Annotated in this window: 10 protein-coding genes; 6 read left to right on the top strand and 4 right to left on the bottom strand. The window is 68.0% G+C overall.

Annotation, left to right across the window (positions count from 1 at the left end):
- Positions 1 to 261: 261 nt before the first annotated feature.
- Positions 262 to 5319 carry an NAD-glutamate dehydrogenase gene (locus SALPAC6_RS0104055; RefSeq protein ID WP_018252164.1) on the top strand — a complete coding sequence of 1686 codons (5058 nt, stop codon included), beginning with the start codon at positions 262 to 264 and terminating at the stop codon, positions 5317 to 5319.
- A 56-nt stretch (positions 5320 to 5375) separates the two neighbouring features.
- Here SALPAC6_RS0104055 and SALPAC6_RS0104050 read toward each other — a convergent pair whose 3' ends face one another.
- The gene (locus SALPAC6_RS0104050) at positions 5376 to 6068 is read right to left on the bottom strand and encodes a class F sortase (RefSeq protein WP_018252163.1); all 693 of its coding nucleotides are present in this window, start codon (positions 6066 to 6068) and stop codon (positions 5376 to 5378) included.
- Complete coding sequence (locus SALPAC6_RS28825) at positions 6052 to 7443, bottom strand: hypothetical protein (protein WP_026189306.1); 1392 nt, start codon at positions 7441 to 7443, stop codon at positions 6052 to 6054. Before SALPAC6_RS28825 ends, SALPAC6_RS0104050 begins: the two co-directional genes overlap by 17 nt.
- Positions 7444 to 7945: 502 nt before the next feature.
- Here SALPAC6_RS28825 and SALPAC6_RS0104040 point away from each other — a divergent pair.
- On the top strand, positions 7946 to 9721 hold the full coding sequence (locus SALPAC6_RS0104040) for a glycoside hydrolase family 6 protein (protein WP_018252162.1): 1776 nt from the start codon (positions 7946 to 7948) through the stop codon (positions 9719 to 9721).
- Positions 9722 to 9824: 103 nt separating this feature from the next.
- Here the strand turns inward: SALPAC6_RS0104040 and SALPAC6_RS0104035 are convergent, their stop codons facing one another.
- Together SALPAC6_RS0104035 and SALPAC6_RS27185 are read right to left on the bottom strand one after the other, a co-directional pair.
- Complete coding sequence (locus tag SALPAC6_RS0104035; RefSeq protein ID WP_018252161.1) at positions 9825 to 10181, bottom strand: hypothetical protein; 357 nt, start codon at positions 10179 to 10181, stop codon at positions 9825 to 9827.
- On the bottom strand, positions 10178 to 10735 hold the full coding sequence (locus tag SALPAC6_RS27185; RefSeq protein WP_018252160.1) for a hypothetical protein: 558 nt from the start codon (positions 10733 to 10735) through the stop codon (positions 10178 to 10180). Before SALPAC6_RS27185 ends, SALPAC6_RS0104035 begins: the two co-directional genes overlap by 4 nt.
- 450 nt (positions 10736 to 11185) lie before the next feature.
- Here SALPAC6_RS27185 and SALPAC6_RS25330 point away from each other — a divergent pair, with 450 nt between their 5' ends.
- The 4 genes from SALPAC6_RS25330 to SALPAC6_RS0104010 are packed head-to-tail and all read left to right on the top strand — an operon-like array spanning position 11186 to position 15087.
- On the top strand, positions 11186 to 13699 hold the full coding sequence (locus SALPAC6_RS25330; protein WP_018252159.1) for a sensor histidine kinase: 2514 nt from the start codon (positions 11186 to 11188) through the stop codon (positions 13697 to 13699).
- A 9-nt stretch (positions 13700 to 13708) separates the two neighbouring features.
- Positions 13709 to 14134 (top strand): roadblock/LC7 domain-containing protein, encoded by a 426-nt coding sequence (locus tag SALPAC6_RS0104020; RefSeq protein ID WP_026189305.1) that lies wholly within the window; start codon positions 13709 to 13711, stop codon positions 14132 to 14134.
- A complete protein-coding gene (locus SALPAC6_RS0104015; protein WP_018252157.1) occupies positions 14124 to 14507 on the top strand; it encodes a DUF742 domain-containing protein in 384 nt (127 codons plus the stop codon). The genes SALPAC6_RS0104020 and SALPAC6_RS0104015 overlap by 11 nt, the downstream gene beginning before the upstream one ends.
- Positions 14488 to 15087 carry a GTP-binding protein gene (locus SALPAC6_RS0104010; protein ID WP_018252156.1) on the top strand — a complete coding sequence of 200 codons (600 nt, stop codon included), beginning with the start codon at positions 14488 to 14490 and terminating at the stop codon, positions 15085 to 15087. The genes SALPAC6_RS0104015 and SALPAC6_RS0104010 overlap by 20 nt, the downstream gene beginning before the upstream one ends.
- Positions 15088 to 15094: the final 7 nt, after the last annotated feature.

Raw genomic sequence — 15094 nt, 5'->3', positions numbered from 1 at the left:
TTTTCTACACCCGAATGCGGCTTTACCAGCCTGTTTGTCCCCCGGTCGGAGACCGCGACGACGAAGACGGGCCCCGACTGGGTGATGAACATCCGGAGGCGGGGTAGACCGGGGTGGGTCGACCCCTATCGCAGTAGGTGAAAGGCGGCAGTCCCGAACCGGACGTCCGGATGATGGTCCGCCAACCAAGGCGCAGATAGGCAGGGCCTAGGCTGGGCGCAGAGTGACCCACGACGCGGTGGGTCGAGGGGAGTGGCACCGATGGACCGGCGTCCGGCTACCAAACCGGGACCCGACCTCCGGCAGGTTGATACCGGCCGGGACGACAACTTCGATTCGGCGACCGATTCCGACGGGTTCGGTGATGTCGAGACTGGTGTGACCGGCCTGACCGGTTCGAGCATCGACTCGATCTACGACTTGGGCCTGCCCGCCAACGCTTTCGGCGAGGACGCCGAGGATTCGGACCTCGACGAGACGGTACCCAACGCGGAGCGCTTGGTGGCGCAGGCGATCGCGCTCGCTGGCGACGACCACGACTCGGCGTCGCTGGTTCGCCGCTACTGGCGGTTCGCACCAGATGAGGAACTGATCGGCTTCACCGCCGAGGAGATGCTCGACTCGGTACGTACCCACCGGGAGCTGGCCGAACAGCGGGTACCGGGCGAACTCAAACTGCGCATCCAGGAGCCGGATGCCGACCAGCACCACTCGGTGGTCGAGATCGTCACCGACGACATGCCCTTCCTGGTGGACTCGGTGACCGCCCTGCTCAACTCGCATCACCTGGATGTGCACCTACTGGTCCATCCGTTGCTGGTGATTCGGCGCGAGCCGCTGGGCCGGCTGATCGAGGTGTCCGCCGACGTGGAGCCCGACGAGGTGACCACCGCTGGCCTGATCGAGAGCTGGATGCGGATCGAGATCGACCCGGTCCGGGACGCGGCGGACCGGGACAACCTGCGTCGGGAGCTGCAACGCGTGCTCACCGACGTGCGGGAGGCGGTCGAGGACTGGCCCCGGATGCGCCAGCAGGCGCTGACGCTCGCCGACGAGCTGGCGGCCGCGCGGAACAGCGAGAACCGGCCGCCGGTGCCGGAGAAGGACATCACCGACTCGGTCGAGCTGCTGCGCTGGCTCGCCCACGACCACTTCACCTTCCTCGGCTACCGGGAGTATCGCCTGGTGGATGCCGAGGGGGAGGCGGGTGGCAAGGCCCTGCGCGCGGTGCTCGGCACCGGCCTCGGGATCCTGCGCTCGGACTCCACGGAGTCAAGGGCGTTGTCGTCGATGACGCCCGAGGCGCACGAGCGGGTCGCCGAGAAGCGCCTGCTGGTCATCACCAAGGCGAACTCACGGGCTACCGTGCACCGATCCGCGTACCTGGACTACATCGGCTTCAAGGTGTTCGACGAGGCCGGCGAGGTGGTCGGGGAACGTCGGTTCATCGGTCTGTTCGCCACCGCCGCGTACCGCACCAGCGTGCAGGAGCTGCCGGTGGTACGGCGCAAGGTGGCGGAGGTGGTCGATCGGTCCGGCCTGAGCCTGCGTAGCCACTCCGGCAAGGACCTACTCCAGATTCTGGAGACCTATCCGCGCGACGAGCTGTTCCAGATCAAGACCGATGACCTGTACCACGCGGTGATCGGTGTGCTGCGCATGGCTGGCCGCCGGCAACTGCGGGTGTTCCTGCGCCGGGACGCGTACGGACGCTTCATCTCCTGCCTGATCTATCTGCCGCGGGATCGGTTCACCACCCAGAACCGGCTGCGGATGCAGGACATCCTGCTGCGGGAGCTGAACGGGGTCGGGGTCGACTACACCACCCGGGTTACCGAGTCGATGCTGGCCCGGGTGCACTTCATCGTGCGTACCGACCCGACCAAGCCGCCGGGGGATATCGACGCCGACCTGCTCGCCGAGGAGCTGGCCGACGCCACCCGCCTCTGGGACGACGACTATCGGCTGGTGCTGGAGCGCAAGCTCGGCGACGAGCAGGCCAAGCACCTCTTCTCCCGGTACGCCGACGCCTTCCCGGAGGGCTACAAGGACGGGCACACGCCGTACGAGGCGATGAAGGACCTGGCGAAGCTGGAGCTGCTGGAGGAGTCCGGCCAGCTGGAGATGCACCTGTTCCGGAAGCAGCTGGCGCCTCGTGCCGCGAGCCGGGTGGGCGACGACGACGAGTCGATGGACGTCCGGTTCAAGGTCTACCGGTACGGCGAGCCAATGATGCTCTCGGCGGTGCTGCCGGTGCTGCACTCGCTCGGGGTGAAGGCGGTTGACGAGCACCCGTACGAGGTAGAGCGCATTGACGGTCGGATCTGGCTGTACGACTTCGGCCTGCGGTTGCCGGAGGGGCACCAGGAGCTCGTCGAGGTTCGCCCGCACGTGGAGAACGCCTTTGCGGCGGCGTGGCGGGGCGAGGCCGAGGTGGACGGCTTCAACGCGCTGGTCCTGCGCGCCGGCCTCACCTGGCGGCAGGTGGTCGTGTTACGGGCCTACGCCAAGTATCTGCGTCAGGCGGGCACGGTCTTCTCCCAGGACTACATGGAGTCGACGTTCATCGCGTATCCGCGGATCGCGGCCCTGCTGGTGCGGCTCTTTGAGGCCCGGTTCGCGCCGGGCTCAACCAGCACCGAGCAGCGCCAGCAGCAGAGTAGGGAGCTGGTCGCCGAACTGCGTGCCGCGCTCGACGACGTGGCCAGCCTCGACCAGGACCGAATCCTCCGGTCATACCTGACTCTGATCCAGGCCACCCTGCGGACGAGCTTCTACCAGAAGCGCGTTGACGGACGGCCGAAGCCATATGTCGCCCTGAAGCTGGATCCACAGGCGATCCCGGACCTGCCGGCGCCGCGGCCCCGGTACGAGATTTTCGTGTACTCGCCCCGGTTCGAGGGTGTGCACCTGCGCTTCGGGCCGGTGGCTCGGGGCGGGTTGCGCTGGTCCGACCGGCGGGAGGACTTCCGTACCGAAGTACTCGGTCTGGTCAAGGCGCAGATGGTGAAGAACGCCGTGATCGTCCCCGTCGGGGCCAAGGGTGGCTTCGTGCTCAAGCGGAAGCCGGGCGACCGGGACGAAGCCGTGGCCTGTTACAAGGAGTTCATCTCCGCGCTGCTGGACGCCACCGACAACATCGTCAGCGGCGAGATTGTGCCGCCGCCGGATGTGGTTCGCCACGACGGGGACGACCCGTACATGGTTGTCGCGGCGGACAAGGGCACCGCCACCTTCTCCGACATCGCCAACGAGATCTCCACGGCCCACAACTTCTGGCTGGGCGACGCGTTCGCCTCCGGTGGTTCGGCGGGCTACGACCACAAGAAGATGGGGATCACCGCCCGCGGCGCCTGGGAGTCGGTGAAACGGCACTTCCGCGAGTTGGGGCACGACACCCAGACCCAGGAATTCACGGTGGTCGGCGTCGGCGACATGTCCGGTGACGTTTTCGGCAACGGGATGCTGCTGTCGCAGCACATCCGGCTGGTGGCCGCCTTCGACCACCGACACATCTTCCTCGACCCGAATCCGGACGCCACCACCTCCTGGACGGAGCGGAAGCGGCTGTTCGACCTGTCTCGGTCGACGTGGGAGGAGTACAACCCGGAGTTGATCTCCGAGGGGGGCGGCGTGTTCCTCCGTACCGCGAAGTCGGTGCCGATCTCGCCGCAGGTGCGGGCGGCGCTCGGTATCGAGGACGGTGTGTCGCAGCTCAGCCCGCAGGAGTTGATGAAGGCGATCCTCACCGCCTCGGTCGACCTGTTCTGGAACGGCGGCATCGGCACCTACATCAAGGCCTCGAGTCAGACCAACGTCGAGGTGGGGGACAAGTCCAACGACGCGATCCGGGTTGACGGCAAGGACCTGCGTTGCCGGGTCGTCGGAGAGGGGGGCAACCTGGGCTGCACCCAGCTCGGCCGGATCGAGTACGCCGAGGCGGGTGGTCGGATCTACACCGACTTCATCGACAACGCGGCCGGGGTGGACTGCTCGGACCACGAGGTGAACATCAAGATCCTGTTGAACACGGCGGTCGCCGACGGGGAGCTGACCGTCGGTGAGCGGGACGAGTTGCTCGCCGAGATGACCGACGAGGTCGCCGAGTTGGTGCTGCGGGACAACTACGACCAGGCGCGGGCGATCAGCAACGCACAGGCCCAGGCGCCGTCGCTGTTGCCGGTGCACCGACGGATGATCGTTGAACTGGAGCGCTCGGGTGCCCTGGACCGGGCGCTGGAGGCGCTGCCACCGGACGAGGAACTGGCGGTCCGGATGGAGTCCGGGATGACCGCGCCGGAGTTCGCGGTGCTTCTCGCGTACGTCAAGATCGTGCTCGAGAAGGAGATCCTGGCGGAGGGCTTGGCCGACGAGGAGTGGACGACTGAGCTGTTGGTCAACTACTTCCCCACGCCGATGCGGGAGCGGTTCGCCGAGCGGATGTCCCGCCACCGGTTGCGCCGGGACATCGTCACCACCATGTTGGTTAACGAGACGATCAACCGGGGCGGTATCTCGTTCGTCTACCGGGTGGTCGAGGAGACCGGAGCGAGCGCCGCCGACGTGCTCCGCGCGTACGTGGTGGTCCGCGAGGTGTTCGGGCTGCGCGGGATCTGGAACGCCGTCGAGGAGCTGGACAACCGAGTCGCCCCTGACCTGCAGACCGATGTCTACCTGGACTTTCGGCGCCTGCTGGACCGGGCGGTTCGGTGGCTGGTGACCAACCGCCGCTCTCCGATCGACGTGCCGGCGGAGATCGCGCGGCTGCGTGACGGGGTCGCCCACCTCCTACCGCGGATGGAGACGCTCTTCTACGGCAGCGAGCGGGAGGCAGTCGCGGCGCACCTCGAGTCAATGGTTGCCAAGGGACTGCCGCGGGACCTGGCGCAGCAGACGGTTCGGCTGATGTACAGCTTCGGCCTGCTCGATGTCGTCGAGACTGCGGCGAGCAGTGGGCGGGACGTGTCCGAGGTCGCGTCGGTCTACTTCGTCCTGTCGGATCGGTTCCGGGTGGACTCGCTGCTGTCGAAGATCTCGCTGCTGCCGCGAGAGGACCGGTGGCAGACACTGGCCCGGATGGCGCTGCGGTACGACCTGTACGCCGCGCTCGCCGCGCTGACCACCGAGGTGTTGGGGGGTACCCCGGGCGACCTGCCACCGGTGGAGCGGGTGCAGCAGTGGGAGCAGTCGAACGCTACCTCGATCCACCGTGCACAGCGGGCGATGGGGGAGTTCGACGAGTCCCGGGCCGACCTGGCCGCCCTGTCGGTGCTGCTACGTCAGATCCGAACCCTGGTGCGGACCTCAGCGGCGTCCTGACCCGTGGGAATGTCCCGGCGGCCGGGCCTCGGCCGCCGGGACCTCCGATCCCAGGGTTATGGGGCCTGGGTGGCGAACACGACGATGTTGTCCGGGTAGCTGCCGGCCGCCTCGTCGAAAATGCCACCACAGGTCACCACCCGTAGTCCGATCTGGTCCGTGGAGCCGTAGACCAGTTCGGTCGGGAAGTCGGTCTTCGGATAGGACTTCACCGACTCGACGGTGAAGTCGACCTGCTCGCCGTCCTCCCGGACCACGCCAACCGTGTCGCCCGGTCGCAGCTCACCGAGGGAGAAGAAGACGGCGGGGCCGAGCTCTGCCGAGTCGACGTGTCCAACAATCACGGCGTTACCGACTTCGCCCGGGCTCGCTCCCGGCTCGTACCAGCCGGCCAACTGCGCCTGATCGAGTGGGGGCACCTCGACTGTCCCGTCCGGATTGGTCCCGACCTTCATGACCGATGCGTCGACACCGATTTTGGGGATGACGATCTGGCTGGGAGTGGAGCGGGGGTGCCCGGAGGAGGCAGGCCGGGCGGCGTCCGGGCCGGGGGCCACTGCCCCGACTGGAGAGTCGGCCAGCGCGGGAGGCTGCGGGGGGCGGGCCGTGGGACTCTCCGTAAACGCCGCCCCGAGCAGGCCGAAGCCGGCCAAGGCGAGCAAGACGACGACGATGGAGCCGGCGGCACGCCACGGGAGTCCGTGACGGCCACCGGCCCGGGTCGTCGTCCCCTCAGACCAGGGAACCATCGGTTCGACGCCGCAGCAGCACCAGACCGCCCAGGGTGGCCGCGCCGAGCAGGCCAGCCCCACCGGCAGCCAGGCCCCGGTTGGCGCCGGCGCTCATGCCGCCGTCGCCGCCGTCAACCCCGCCCCGCGGGAGCACAACGAGTTCGCCCTCGCCGCACGAGCCCTTGAGCTTGTAGGTGCCCGGCTTGGCGTGCTTGTCCACCTTGGCTTCGCCGTAGTAGACGTAGTCCCGCTTGTGCTCCCAGCGATCCCCGTCTCGGTCGTCGCCGTGCCCGCCGCTCCGGTCGTCGCCGTGCCAGCCGCTCCGGTCGTCGCCGCTCCGGTCGTCGCCGTGCCAGCCGCTCCGGTCGTCGCCGCTCCGGTCGTCGCCGTGCCAGCCGCTCCGGTCGTCGGTCCTGTCCGAGCCGTCACGGCCGCCCTTCCCGTCCTGGCCGTGCTCAGAACCGCTCCGGCTGTCGTGGTGCCCAGCCGCCTGACCTCCCTGCTCGCCCTGGGTTTTCTCGGCGGATGCTGGGCGGCCGGCTCGCCGGCCTTCCCCCTCGCTGCCCCAGTCGCTACGGCTGTCGGAGTCCCAGTCGCTCTTGTGGTCGTAGTCGCCCTTGTAGTCGTGGCTCTTGTGGTCGTAGTCGCGGCCGGAGTCCCAGCCGTCCTTGTGGTCGTAGTCGCCCTTGTAGTCGTGGCGCTTGTGGTCGTAGTCGCTCTTGTGGTCGTAGTCGCGGCCGGAGTCCCAGCCGTCCTTGTGGTCGTAGTCGCCCTTGTGGTCGTGGTGCTTGTGGTCGTGGTGCTTGTGGTCGTAGTCGCCCTTGTGGTCGTGGTGCTTGTGGTCGTGGTGCTTGTGGTCGTAGTCGCCCTTGTGGTCGTGGTGCTTGTGGTCGTGGTGCTTGTGGTCGTGGTGCTTGTGGTCGTAGTCCCAGTCGCTCTTGTGGTCGTAGCCGCCGTGGTAGTCGCGGCCGTAGTCCCAGTCGCTCTTGTGGTCGTAGCCGCCGTGGTAGTCGCGGCCGTAGTCCCAGTCGCTCTTGTGGTCGTAGCCGCGGTGGTCGCGGCCGTAGTCCCAGCCGCCCTTATGGTCGCGGCCGTAGTCCCAGTCGTGACCGCCCCTGTCCCCGTAGTCCTTGCCGTCCCGGTCGTGCGCTGGCTTGAGCTTGACCTTGCCGGTCACCTTCGACCAGACGTAGGCGTGCTCCTGGGGCGTCGGGCAGTACTGGATCAGCTTGACCTCGTGGCCGGCCTTGACCTCGTGTGGCTTGGCTAGGACCTTGCCCTCATCTTTACGGTGGTGCTCGTCCGCGACCGCGATTCCCGGTGCGCACACGAGCAGGGAGGCACCGCCGAGGGCCGCACCTGCCACGACCTTCCCGAGCAGCTTCTTTGCCATAACGTGCGTCACTCCATCCCCTGTTGTCCTGAACTCGGCGACAACCGAGCTAGGGCAGACGTTAGTCCCTTTCACAACTTATGAAGGGTAAATTTCGCCTTTCCCGCTTTAGGGGTTATGTAGGGGTTGGTGGCTTGCGGCCTTAGCTGGCGGGTGTAGTCCTTTCCTGCGTCGCGACGCTCATGTCGCGGCTCAAGCCGGTGGCCGGGGTGTGCCCGGTGCGGTTCCGTCGAAGGATTGCGATGGAAGCGCTCCCATGTCAGAATCGACGAACGTGGGAGCCAACACCGTGTAGCGGCAGGGGTATCGAGGGCAACCGGTTCGCCGGGCGATCATTCTGCCGGTCTGACCGACCTGCATCGCAGGTCTGCACAGACCACCACCACCCCGTCCAGGACGGTCCGGAAGTATCCGCTGGCCTCGGTGGCTGCTCACGGCGGCGTCCACCGGGTCAGTCGGCTGGGCCGTCCGCGGAACGGTCTCGCCCAAGGAGATCTGTGGCATGAATGTGTGGAGAAGACTCGCTGGTCCGCGCCCGTCCCTTGCGCTGGCCGGCGCGGGCGTCCTGGTCGTGGGTGGGTTGGTGACCCTGCCGGTCACCATGGCCCACGCCGCGACTCAGTGTGAGGTGTCCTATACCACGAATGACTGGCCCGGTGGCTTCACCGCCTCCCTCAGTATCAAGAACACCGGGGAGGCGCTCGACGGCTGGACGCTTCGCTTCGCCTTCCCGAACAGCAGTCAGCAGGTTGTGCACGGCTGGTCGGCCCGGTATGGCCAGTCCGGGCAGAACGTCACAGCGCAGAACGAGTCGTACAACGGTTCGGTGGCCAGCGGTGCCACCGTGGAGATCGGCTTCAACGGCTCGTGGAGTGGCAGTAACCCCACACCGACGTCGTTCACCCTCAACGGGGTGGCCTGCATCGGCGGCGGTGGCCCCACCACGGCACCGCCAACGACCCCACCTCCCACCACGGCACCACCGACGACCCCACCTCCCACCACCCCACCTCCCGGAGGTCGAGCCGACAACCCGTACCTGAACGCGGTGGGCTACGTGAATCCGGAGTGGAAGGCCAAGGCCGAGTCGGTGCCGGGTGGTGACCGGGTGTCGAACGCGTCAACCGCCGTCTGGATCGACCGGATCGCGGCGATCGAAGGTACCGACGACAGTCAGTCCAACGGTCCGATGGGCGTACGCGACCACCTGGATGAGGCGCTGAGCCAGGGGGCGGACTACATCCAGTTCGTTATCTACAACCTGCCCGGTCGGGACTGCGCTGCGCTTGCCTCGAACGGTGAACTTGCACCGGACGAGTTGCCCCGCTACAAGGCAGAGTTCATCGACCCGATCGCGGCGATCCAGAGTGACCCGACGTACCAGGACCTCCGGATCATCAACATAGTCGAGATCGACTCACTGCCGAACCTGCACGCCAACACCGGCAGCAACCCGGGTGCCACTCCGACCTGTGACCTCGTCAAACAGAATGGTGCCTACGTCAATGGCATCGGCTACGCACTGGCCACGTTGGGTGCGATCAGCAACGTCTACAACTACGTGGACGCCGCTCACCACGGCTGGATTGGCTGGGACACCAACTTCAGCCCGGTCGCCCTGCTTCTGAAGGAGGCCGCTACGGCCTCTGACAGCACAGTCGATGACGTGCATGGCTTCATCGTCAACACCGCCAACTACTCGGCACTGCGCGAGCCCTACTTCCAGATCACCGACACGGTCAACGGACAGACGATCCGTCAATCCACGTGGGTGGACTGGAACCAGTACGTGGACGAGCTGTCGTTTGCGCAGGCGTTCCGGGACGAACTGGTTGTCAAGGGCTTCGACTCGGAGGTGGGAATGTTGATCGACACCTCCCGCAACGGCTGGGGTGGCAGCGCCCGACCAGCCGGCCCCGGGCCGATGACCGATGTCGACAGCTATGTCGACGGCGGTCGGGTTGATCGACGAGTCCACGCCGGAAACTGGTGCAACCAGTCTGGCGCGGGTTTGGGCGAGCGGCCGCAGGCCGCGCCGGAACCGGGCATCGATGCCTACGTCTGGGTGAAGCCGCCGGGCGAGTCAGACGGCTCCAGCGAGGAGATTCCGAACGACGATGGCAAAGGCTTTGACCGGATGTGTGACCCGACGTACGAGGGCAACGCCCGTAACGGCTTCAACCCCACCGGGGCCCTGCCCGATGCGCCGATCTCCGGTGCCTGGTTCCCGGCGCAGTTCCAGCAGCTCATGCAGAATGCCCACCCGCCGCTGTCCTGATTGTGGAACCCAGCCGCTGGGGTGGTGAGGCGCGTGGGCGGCGGGTTCCCCGAGCCCCGGGCCCGATCAGCGCGATCGGGTCCGGGGCCCGGCGGCTATGTGGTCAGGGGACCGTACGTTCGATCGCGGCCCGGCCCTTCTCGACCAGGTCTCGGCGGGCCCGCTCAACATTTTCCGGTGTCAGGTCCTGACCGCGCGCCGCCACCAGATCCTCCGGCTCCCACGGCTGCTCCGCTCCGGTGCGGATGGTGTCCCCACCGGCCCCGGCGCCGTACGGGTCGCCAAGGAGGTTCTCGGTCGACGCGCCGCCGTCGGCCTGCTCCCCAGCGGCGGCGAAGGCGGGGGTGTTCCGGTCGCCACCCCCGCCGGTGATCAGCTGGGGGACGCCGGTGTCGTCCTCGACCGCCGCGGCTGCCTCAGCGCTCTCCTCCAACGGTCGGTACCGGTCATGATCGGTCATGGTGTCGCCCTCCCGTCCGTATGTGCGCTACTTTCTCGCCTACCCCGTGCATCGGGTGCCATGCCACCCGCATCGGGCTGTTGCTCCGCGGCAGCGCCGGCGGTCCGGGTCGCGCCGTCCCCTCGCTGCTCGCGGTGGCTTTCAGCGGTGGGAGGCTCGGCAACCGCCGACGCCCGCTCGGCCCGGCGCTGTACCCACCCCGGGCCACCGCGGAACTCGGCCGTTGGATCCGCCCGCCAGCCTTCTCGCGCAACGTCAACGGCACCGTCGCCGGCTCGGGGGGTTGACTCGTCGCGCGCGTCCGGAGCCTCCTCTTCCCCGCCGGCAAGTGCGGACGCGGCGACCGCCCCGCCGACCGAGGGCGCACCGAGGGCGCTCGGGACCGGGCCGGGCCGGTGGAATTCGGGCCGATCGTCTCGGTCTCCGTCCGCGGCAGCGCGCTGGTCGCTGTCGTCGGCGGTCGTCGGTTGACCACCCTTCGGTCGCGCTGGTGCGGCTGCGAAGGGTGCGCCCTCCGGGTGCTCAGTGTCGGCCTGCTGCTCGTCCTGGCGCATTCTCGTCTCCTCAACCTGGCTCCTCCGCTGCCTTGGGTATTCCCACCTGATGCAGCCCATCAATCCCGGTCCAGCGCACTTTTCGGCGCGGCACAGATGAATCGCTCATATCGGTTGTTTTAGTGTCAGAAATTTATATATAGGGGGAAAATGGACGAAGAGCCCGTGGAGGTCGTCGCATCGAGGGCAGCCCTCCGGGCGGTCTGCCGTGGCTCTGTGCTTCCTGCTGGCGGCGGAGCGGACGCAGGTCGCTGCGTTGCTCGGGCAACCGGCACCCATCCGCTGTGTTCGTGACGGCGACGGGCGGTAGTGGAATTGGCGTAGATTCCGTATTCTGCCCAAGGCGACCGTCGATGACGTCCCGGCACTTTGTGTGGGGCGCGCTCCGGCGGGTGCTGTCCGGCGTGCGCCGGTGTCCCCGCAGCCCCGACCAGCTGGACGAGGTCCTGATTGAACACCCGCGACTGGCCGATCCGCTCCAAGCTGACCGCACTGGTTGTGGCGCCGGTGACCGCGCTTGTCGCACTTTGGATCTTTGCCACCACGCTCACCTTTGGGCCGGCGCAAAGCCTGCTCTCCGCTCACACCCTCCTCAATGAGTTCGGGCGGCCCGGCGAGGCGGTCGTTGCCGAGCTGCAACGCGAGCGTCGCCTCTCGGTCGTGTACCTGGCCGCCGAGACTGCCGATGTTGGCCTCGATGCACAACGGAGGCATACGGACGAGGTGATCGCCGAACTGCGTCGTCGAGCCGCCGGCGATGCACTTCGGGACGCCACCAGCGACTTGTTGGATGTTCGGTTGGACCGCCTCCTCGTCGCCCTGGATGCGTTGTCGACCGGGCGTGGCCAGATCGACCGGGGAGAGGCGGACCGGTCCGACGTCATTGATCTCTACAGCGGAATGATCTCGTCGGCGTTCCAGGCCTTCGAAGCGCTGTCAGCACTGCCGGACCCCGAGCTACACCGGGAGGCGTTGGCGGTAACCGCGCTCGGTCACTCCCGCGAACTGCTCGGTCAGGCCGATGCCGTGCTGGCCGGGGCAATCGTCTCGGGCAGCCTCGCCGAGGGCGAGCAGCGGAAGCTCGTGCAGACGATCATCAACCAGCGCTTCCTCGCCGATTCGGCGGTAGCCGACCTACCGGCGGCGGAACGTAGCGCGTACCAGCAGTTGACCGAGCAGGCGGAGTTCCGCCGTCTGGATCAGATGCAGGAACTCCTGATCGAGAACTCCGCCGATCGGCTGCCGGTAGTGGCTGCGAGCTGGCAGGCCGACTACAACGCGGTCCAGCAGGCGATGCGGGACTACGAGCTGGACCAGGCCGATGGCTTGGCCGATCGGTCGAAACCCTTGGCCGTACGCGTCTTTCTGCTGCTCGCGTCCGCCGGGTTGCTAGGCCTCATCGCAGTCGTGGTCTCCCTGGTGGTGGCGGTGCGGGTCGGCCGTTCCCTTGCGAGCCGGCTGGCTGGGTTGCACACCGTACTCGAACGGGCGGAACGCCAGCTGCCCGAGCTGGTGGCGCGGATGCGTCAAGGTGAGACGGTGGACGTGGAACGGGAGGCGCCCTCGGTCGATTTCGGTACGGACGAGATCGGCGAGGTGGGGCGCGCCTTCACCGCGGTGCGGCGGACCGCCATCCGGTCTGCCGAGGGTGAGGTAAACCTGCGCCGTGGCCTCAACGAGGTCTTCCTCAACATCGCCCGGCGTAGTCAGGGGTTGGTGCACCGCCAGCTCGCCCTGCTCGACCGGATGGAACGGCGCGCCGAGGACCCGGACGAACTGGCTGATCTCTTCCAGGTTGACCACCTTGCTGCCCGGCTGCGGCGGCACGCGGAGGACCTGGTGATTCTGGCTGGCTCGGCTCCGAGCCGGGGCTGGCGCAACCCGGTCGCCATGGTTGACCTGGTTCGGGGGGCGCTATCCGAGGTTGAGGCGTACAAGCGGGTTGACATCGGCGGCGTGCAGTCGGCGGGCCTCGTCGGCCGGACCGTTGGTGACCTCATCCACCTGCTCGCCGAGTTGATTGAGAACGCCACCAGGTTTTCGCCTCCGGGGACCCGGGTCCAGGTCGCCGGGGTGCGCAGGGACGACGGATACATCTTCGAGATCACCGACCAGGGCCTCGGTATGAGCACCGAGGCGTTGGCGGACGCCAACTCGTTGTTGGCCTCGTCGCCCGAGTTCGACCCAACCCGGACCGACCGGCTCGGGCTCTTCGTGGTGGCCCGGCTGGCCGCCCGGCACGGGGTGGGAGTTCGGCTGCGTCGGTCCACGTCGGCTGGACTGACCGCGGTTGTCCGCATCCCGGACGAGTTGGTCGCCGAGGAGCCGCTGCCCTCGGGTCCGGCCCCCGGGGAGCAGGAGCGATTGGGGTCTCCGGCGGTCCGGTGGGCGACACCGGGTCGGCCCCCCACCAGGTCGGAGCCGTTGGTGCTCGCCGACCGCCCGTCGGTCCCGACTGCCCGCGAGTCGGCCGTGGTCGATGCCGGCCCGGCGCCTGTCGAGGTGGCCGGCGAGATCGATGGGCTGCCGCGGCGGGTCCGGCGTCGCCCGGGGTCGGGACCGCGGAGGCGGGTAGGTGCGACGATGCCGCCTGCTGGGGTCGCTGGGGAGCCCGGGCAGGAACAACTGACCAGGCGGGAACCGGCGGGCGCGGCCGGAGCCGGCGCGCACGGCGGGTCTCGCTCCGACAACGGGCCAGACGGGGCAACCGCCGAGGCTCGGCGGCCCAGGCCGGCAGTGGATGGACCGACGGTGCGGCAGCCAGCCGTGGGTGGTCGGCAGTCACCATCGTCGGACCCGACTCCCCGCTCACCGGAGGAAGCCCGCCGGATCATGGCGGAGTTGCAGGCCGGCACGGCGAGAGGACGCCGGGTCGCCGCCGCTCGAGTATCAATGCCCGAGGACGGACCAAGTCCTCGGCCGATCGACCCGTCGGACGATCTCGAATCCCCCGACCGCAACTGAGAGGGACGCGTGATGCTGAAATCTACCGGGCAGAATGTTGATCTCGACTGGTTGCTCGACGAACTGGTGGAGCGGGTGCCGCCCGCTCGGCAGGCGGTGGTGCTCTCCGCCGACGGCCTGCTGCTGGGGGCCTCCGCCGGGCAGGAGCGGGACGACGCGGAGCACCTGTGCGCTCTCGCCGCTGGCCTCTCCAGCCTGGCCCGGGGCACGAGCCGGCATGTGACCGGTGGTCCCGTCCGGCAGACTGTCGTCGAGATGGAAGCGGCATTTCTCTTCGTGACCACGGCCGGTCAGGGCGCCTGCCTCGCTGTGGTCAGTGACGCAGACGCCGACATCGGGCTGGTGGCATACGAGATGGCGATGTTGGTGACCCGGGTGGGCGAGACGATGAGCATCCCGGCTCGGCCAACGGCGGGCATCGGCGATGTGGGCTGAGTCCGGCACGCCGCATGAGTGGCTGGACGCCGACGCAGGTCCGGTGGTGCGCCCCTACACACTGACCGGGGGGCGCGTGCGGGCTGCCGGCGGTTTCGACCTGGTCGCGTACGTCCTCGCCGACCGGAACGCCCAGCCCGCCGTACATCTCGACCTGCACCCCGAGCACCGGCGGCTGGTGGCGCTGGCCGCCCAGCCGGTTCCGGTGGCCGAACTGGCGACCGGCCTCGACCTGGCGGTTGGCGTCGTCCGGGTGCTGCTTGGTGATCTGGTGGACCGAGGCTTGGTGACGGTCCACCAGCCCTCGGCCGGCCCGTACCTGCCCAACAACGACATTCTCAAGGCGGTGGTCAGTGGACTCCGTGCGCTCTGAACTCCCAAGAACCGGTGCCCACATCCCGGTTGCGCTCAAGATCCTCATCGCCGGGGGTTTCGGCGCGGGGAAGACGACGCTGGTGAGCGCGTTGAGTGAGGTTCGCCCGCTCCAGACCGAGGAGATGCTGACCAACGCCGGGATCGGCACCGACGATCTCGCTGGGGTCGAGGCGAAGTCCACCACCACCGTGGCGATGGACTTCGGTCGAATCACCATCAACGAAGATCTCCTGGTCTACCTCTTCGGTACGCCGGGACAAGATCGGTTCTGGTTCCTCTGGGACGAGCTGGCCTTCGGGGCGCTGGGCGCGGTGGTGCTCGCCGATACCCGGCGACTGGCCGACTGTTTCCCGTCCATCGGCTACTTCGAACAGCGGGGTATTCCGTTCGTGGTCGGTGTCAACTGTTTCGACGGGGCCCGCCGGTTCGGCCTGGAGACCGTACGCGAGGCGTTGGACCTGGACTCCGACGTGCCGATGCTGCTCTGTGACGCCCGGGAACGGCAGTCCGCCAAGCAGGTGTTGATCGCGCTCGTCGAACATGTGGCCCGGCAACATGGGGAGCGGGTGCCGGCCTGACCGGTGC

This window comes from Salinispora mooreana (assembly GCF_000379065.1).
Lineage (GTDB): Bacteria > Actinomycetota > Actinomycetes > Mycobacteriales > Micromonosporaceae > Micromonospora > Micromonospora mooreana.
The sequence above is the reverse complement of the archived record's forward strand: the minus strand, read 5'-3'. Positions and strand labels throughout refer to the sequence as shown.

Bases quoted from the DNA above. Each gene is read 5' to 3' on its own strand.
- SALPAC6_RS0104050 (WP_018252163.1), bottom strand. From the start codon at position 6,068: ATGGTTCCCTGGTCTGAGGGGACGACGACCCGGGCCGGTGGCCGTCAC.
- SALPAC6_RS27185 (WP_018252160.1), bottom strand. From the start codon at position 10,735: ATGCGCCAGGACGAGCAGCAGGCCGACACTGAGCACCCGGAGGGCGCA.
- SALPAC6_RS0104035 (WP_018252161.1), bottom strand. From the start codon at position 10,181: ATGACCGATCATGACCGGTACCGACCGTTGGAGGAGAGCGCTGAGGCA.
- SALPAC6_RS0104015 (WP_018252157.1), top strand. From the start codon at position 14,124: ATGTGGGCTGAGTCCGGCACGCCGCATGAGTGGCTGGACGCCGACGCA.
- SALPAC6_RS0104040 (WP_018252162.1), top strand. From the start codon at position 7,946: ATGAATGTGTGGAGAAGACTCGCTGGTCCGCGCCCGTCCCTTGCGCTG.
- SALPAC6_RS28825 (WP_026189306.1), bottom strand. From the start codon at position 7,443: ATGGCAAAGAAGCTGCTCGGGAAGGTCGTGGCAGGTGCGGCCCTCGGC.
- SALPAC6_RS0104055 (WP_018252164.1), top strand. From the start codon at position 262: ATGGACCGGCGTCCGGCTACCAAACCGGGACCCGACCTCCGGCAGGTT.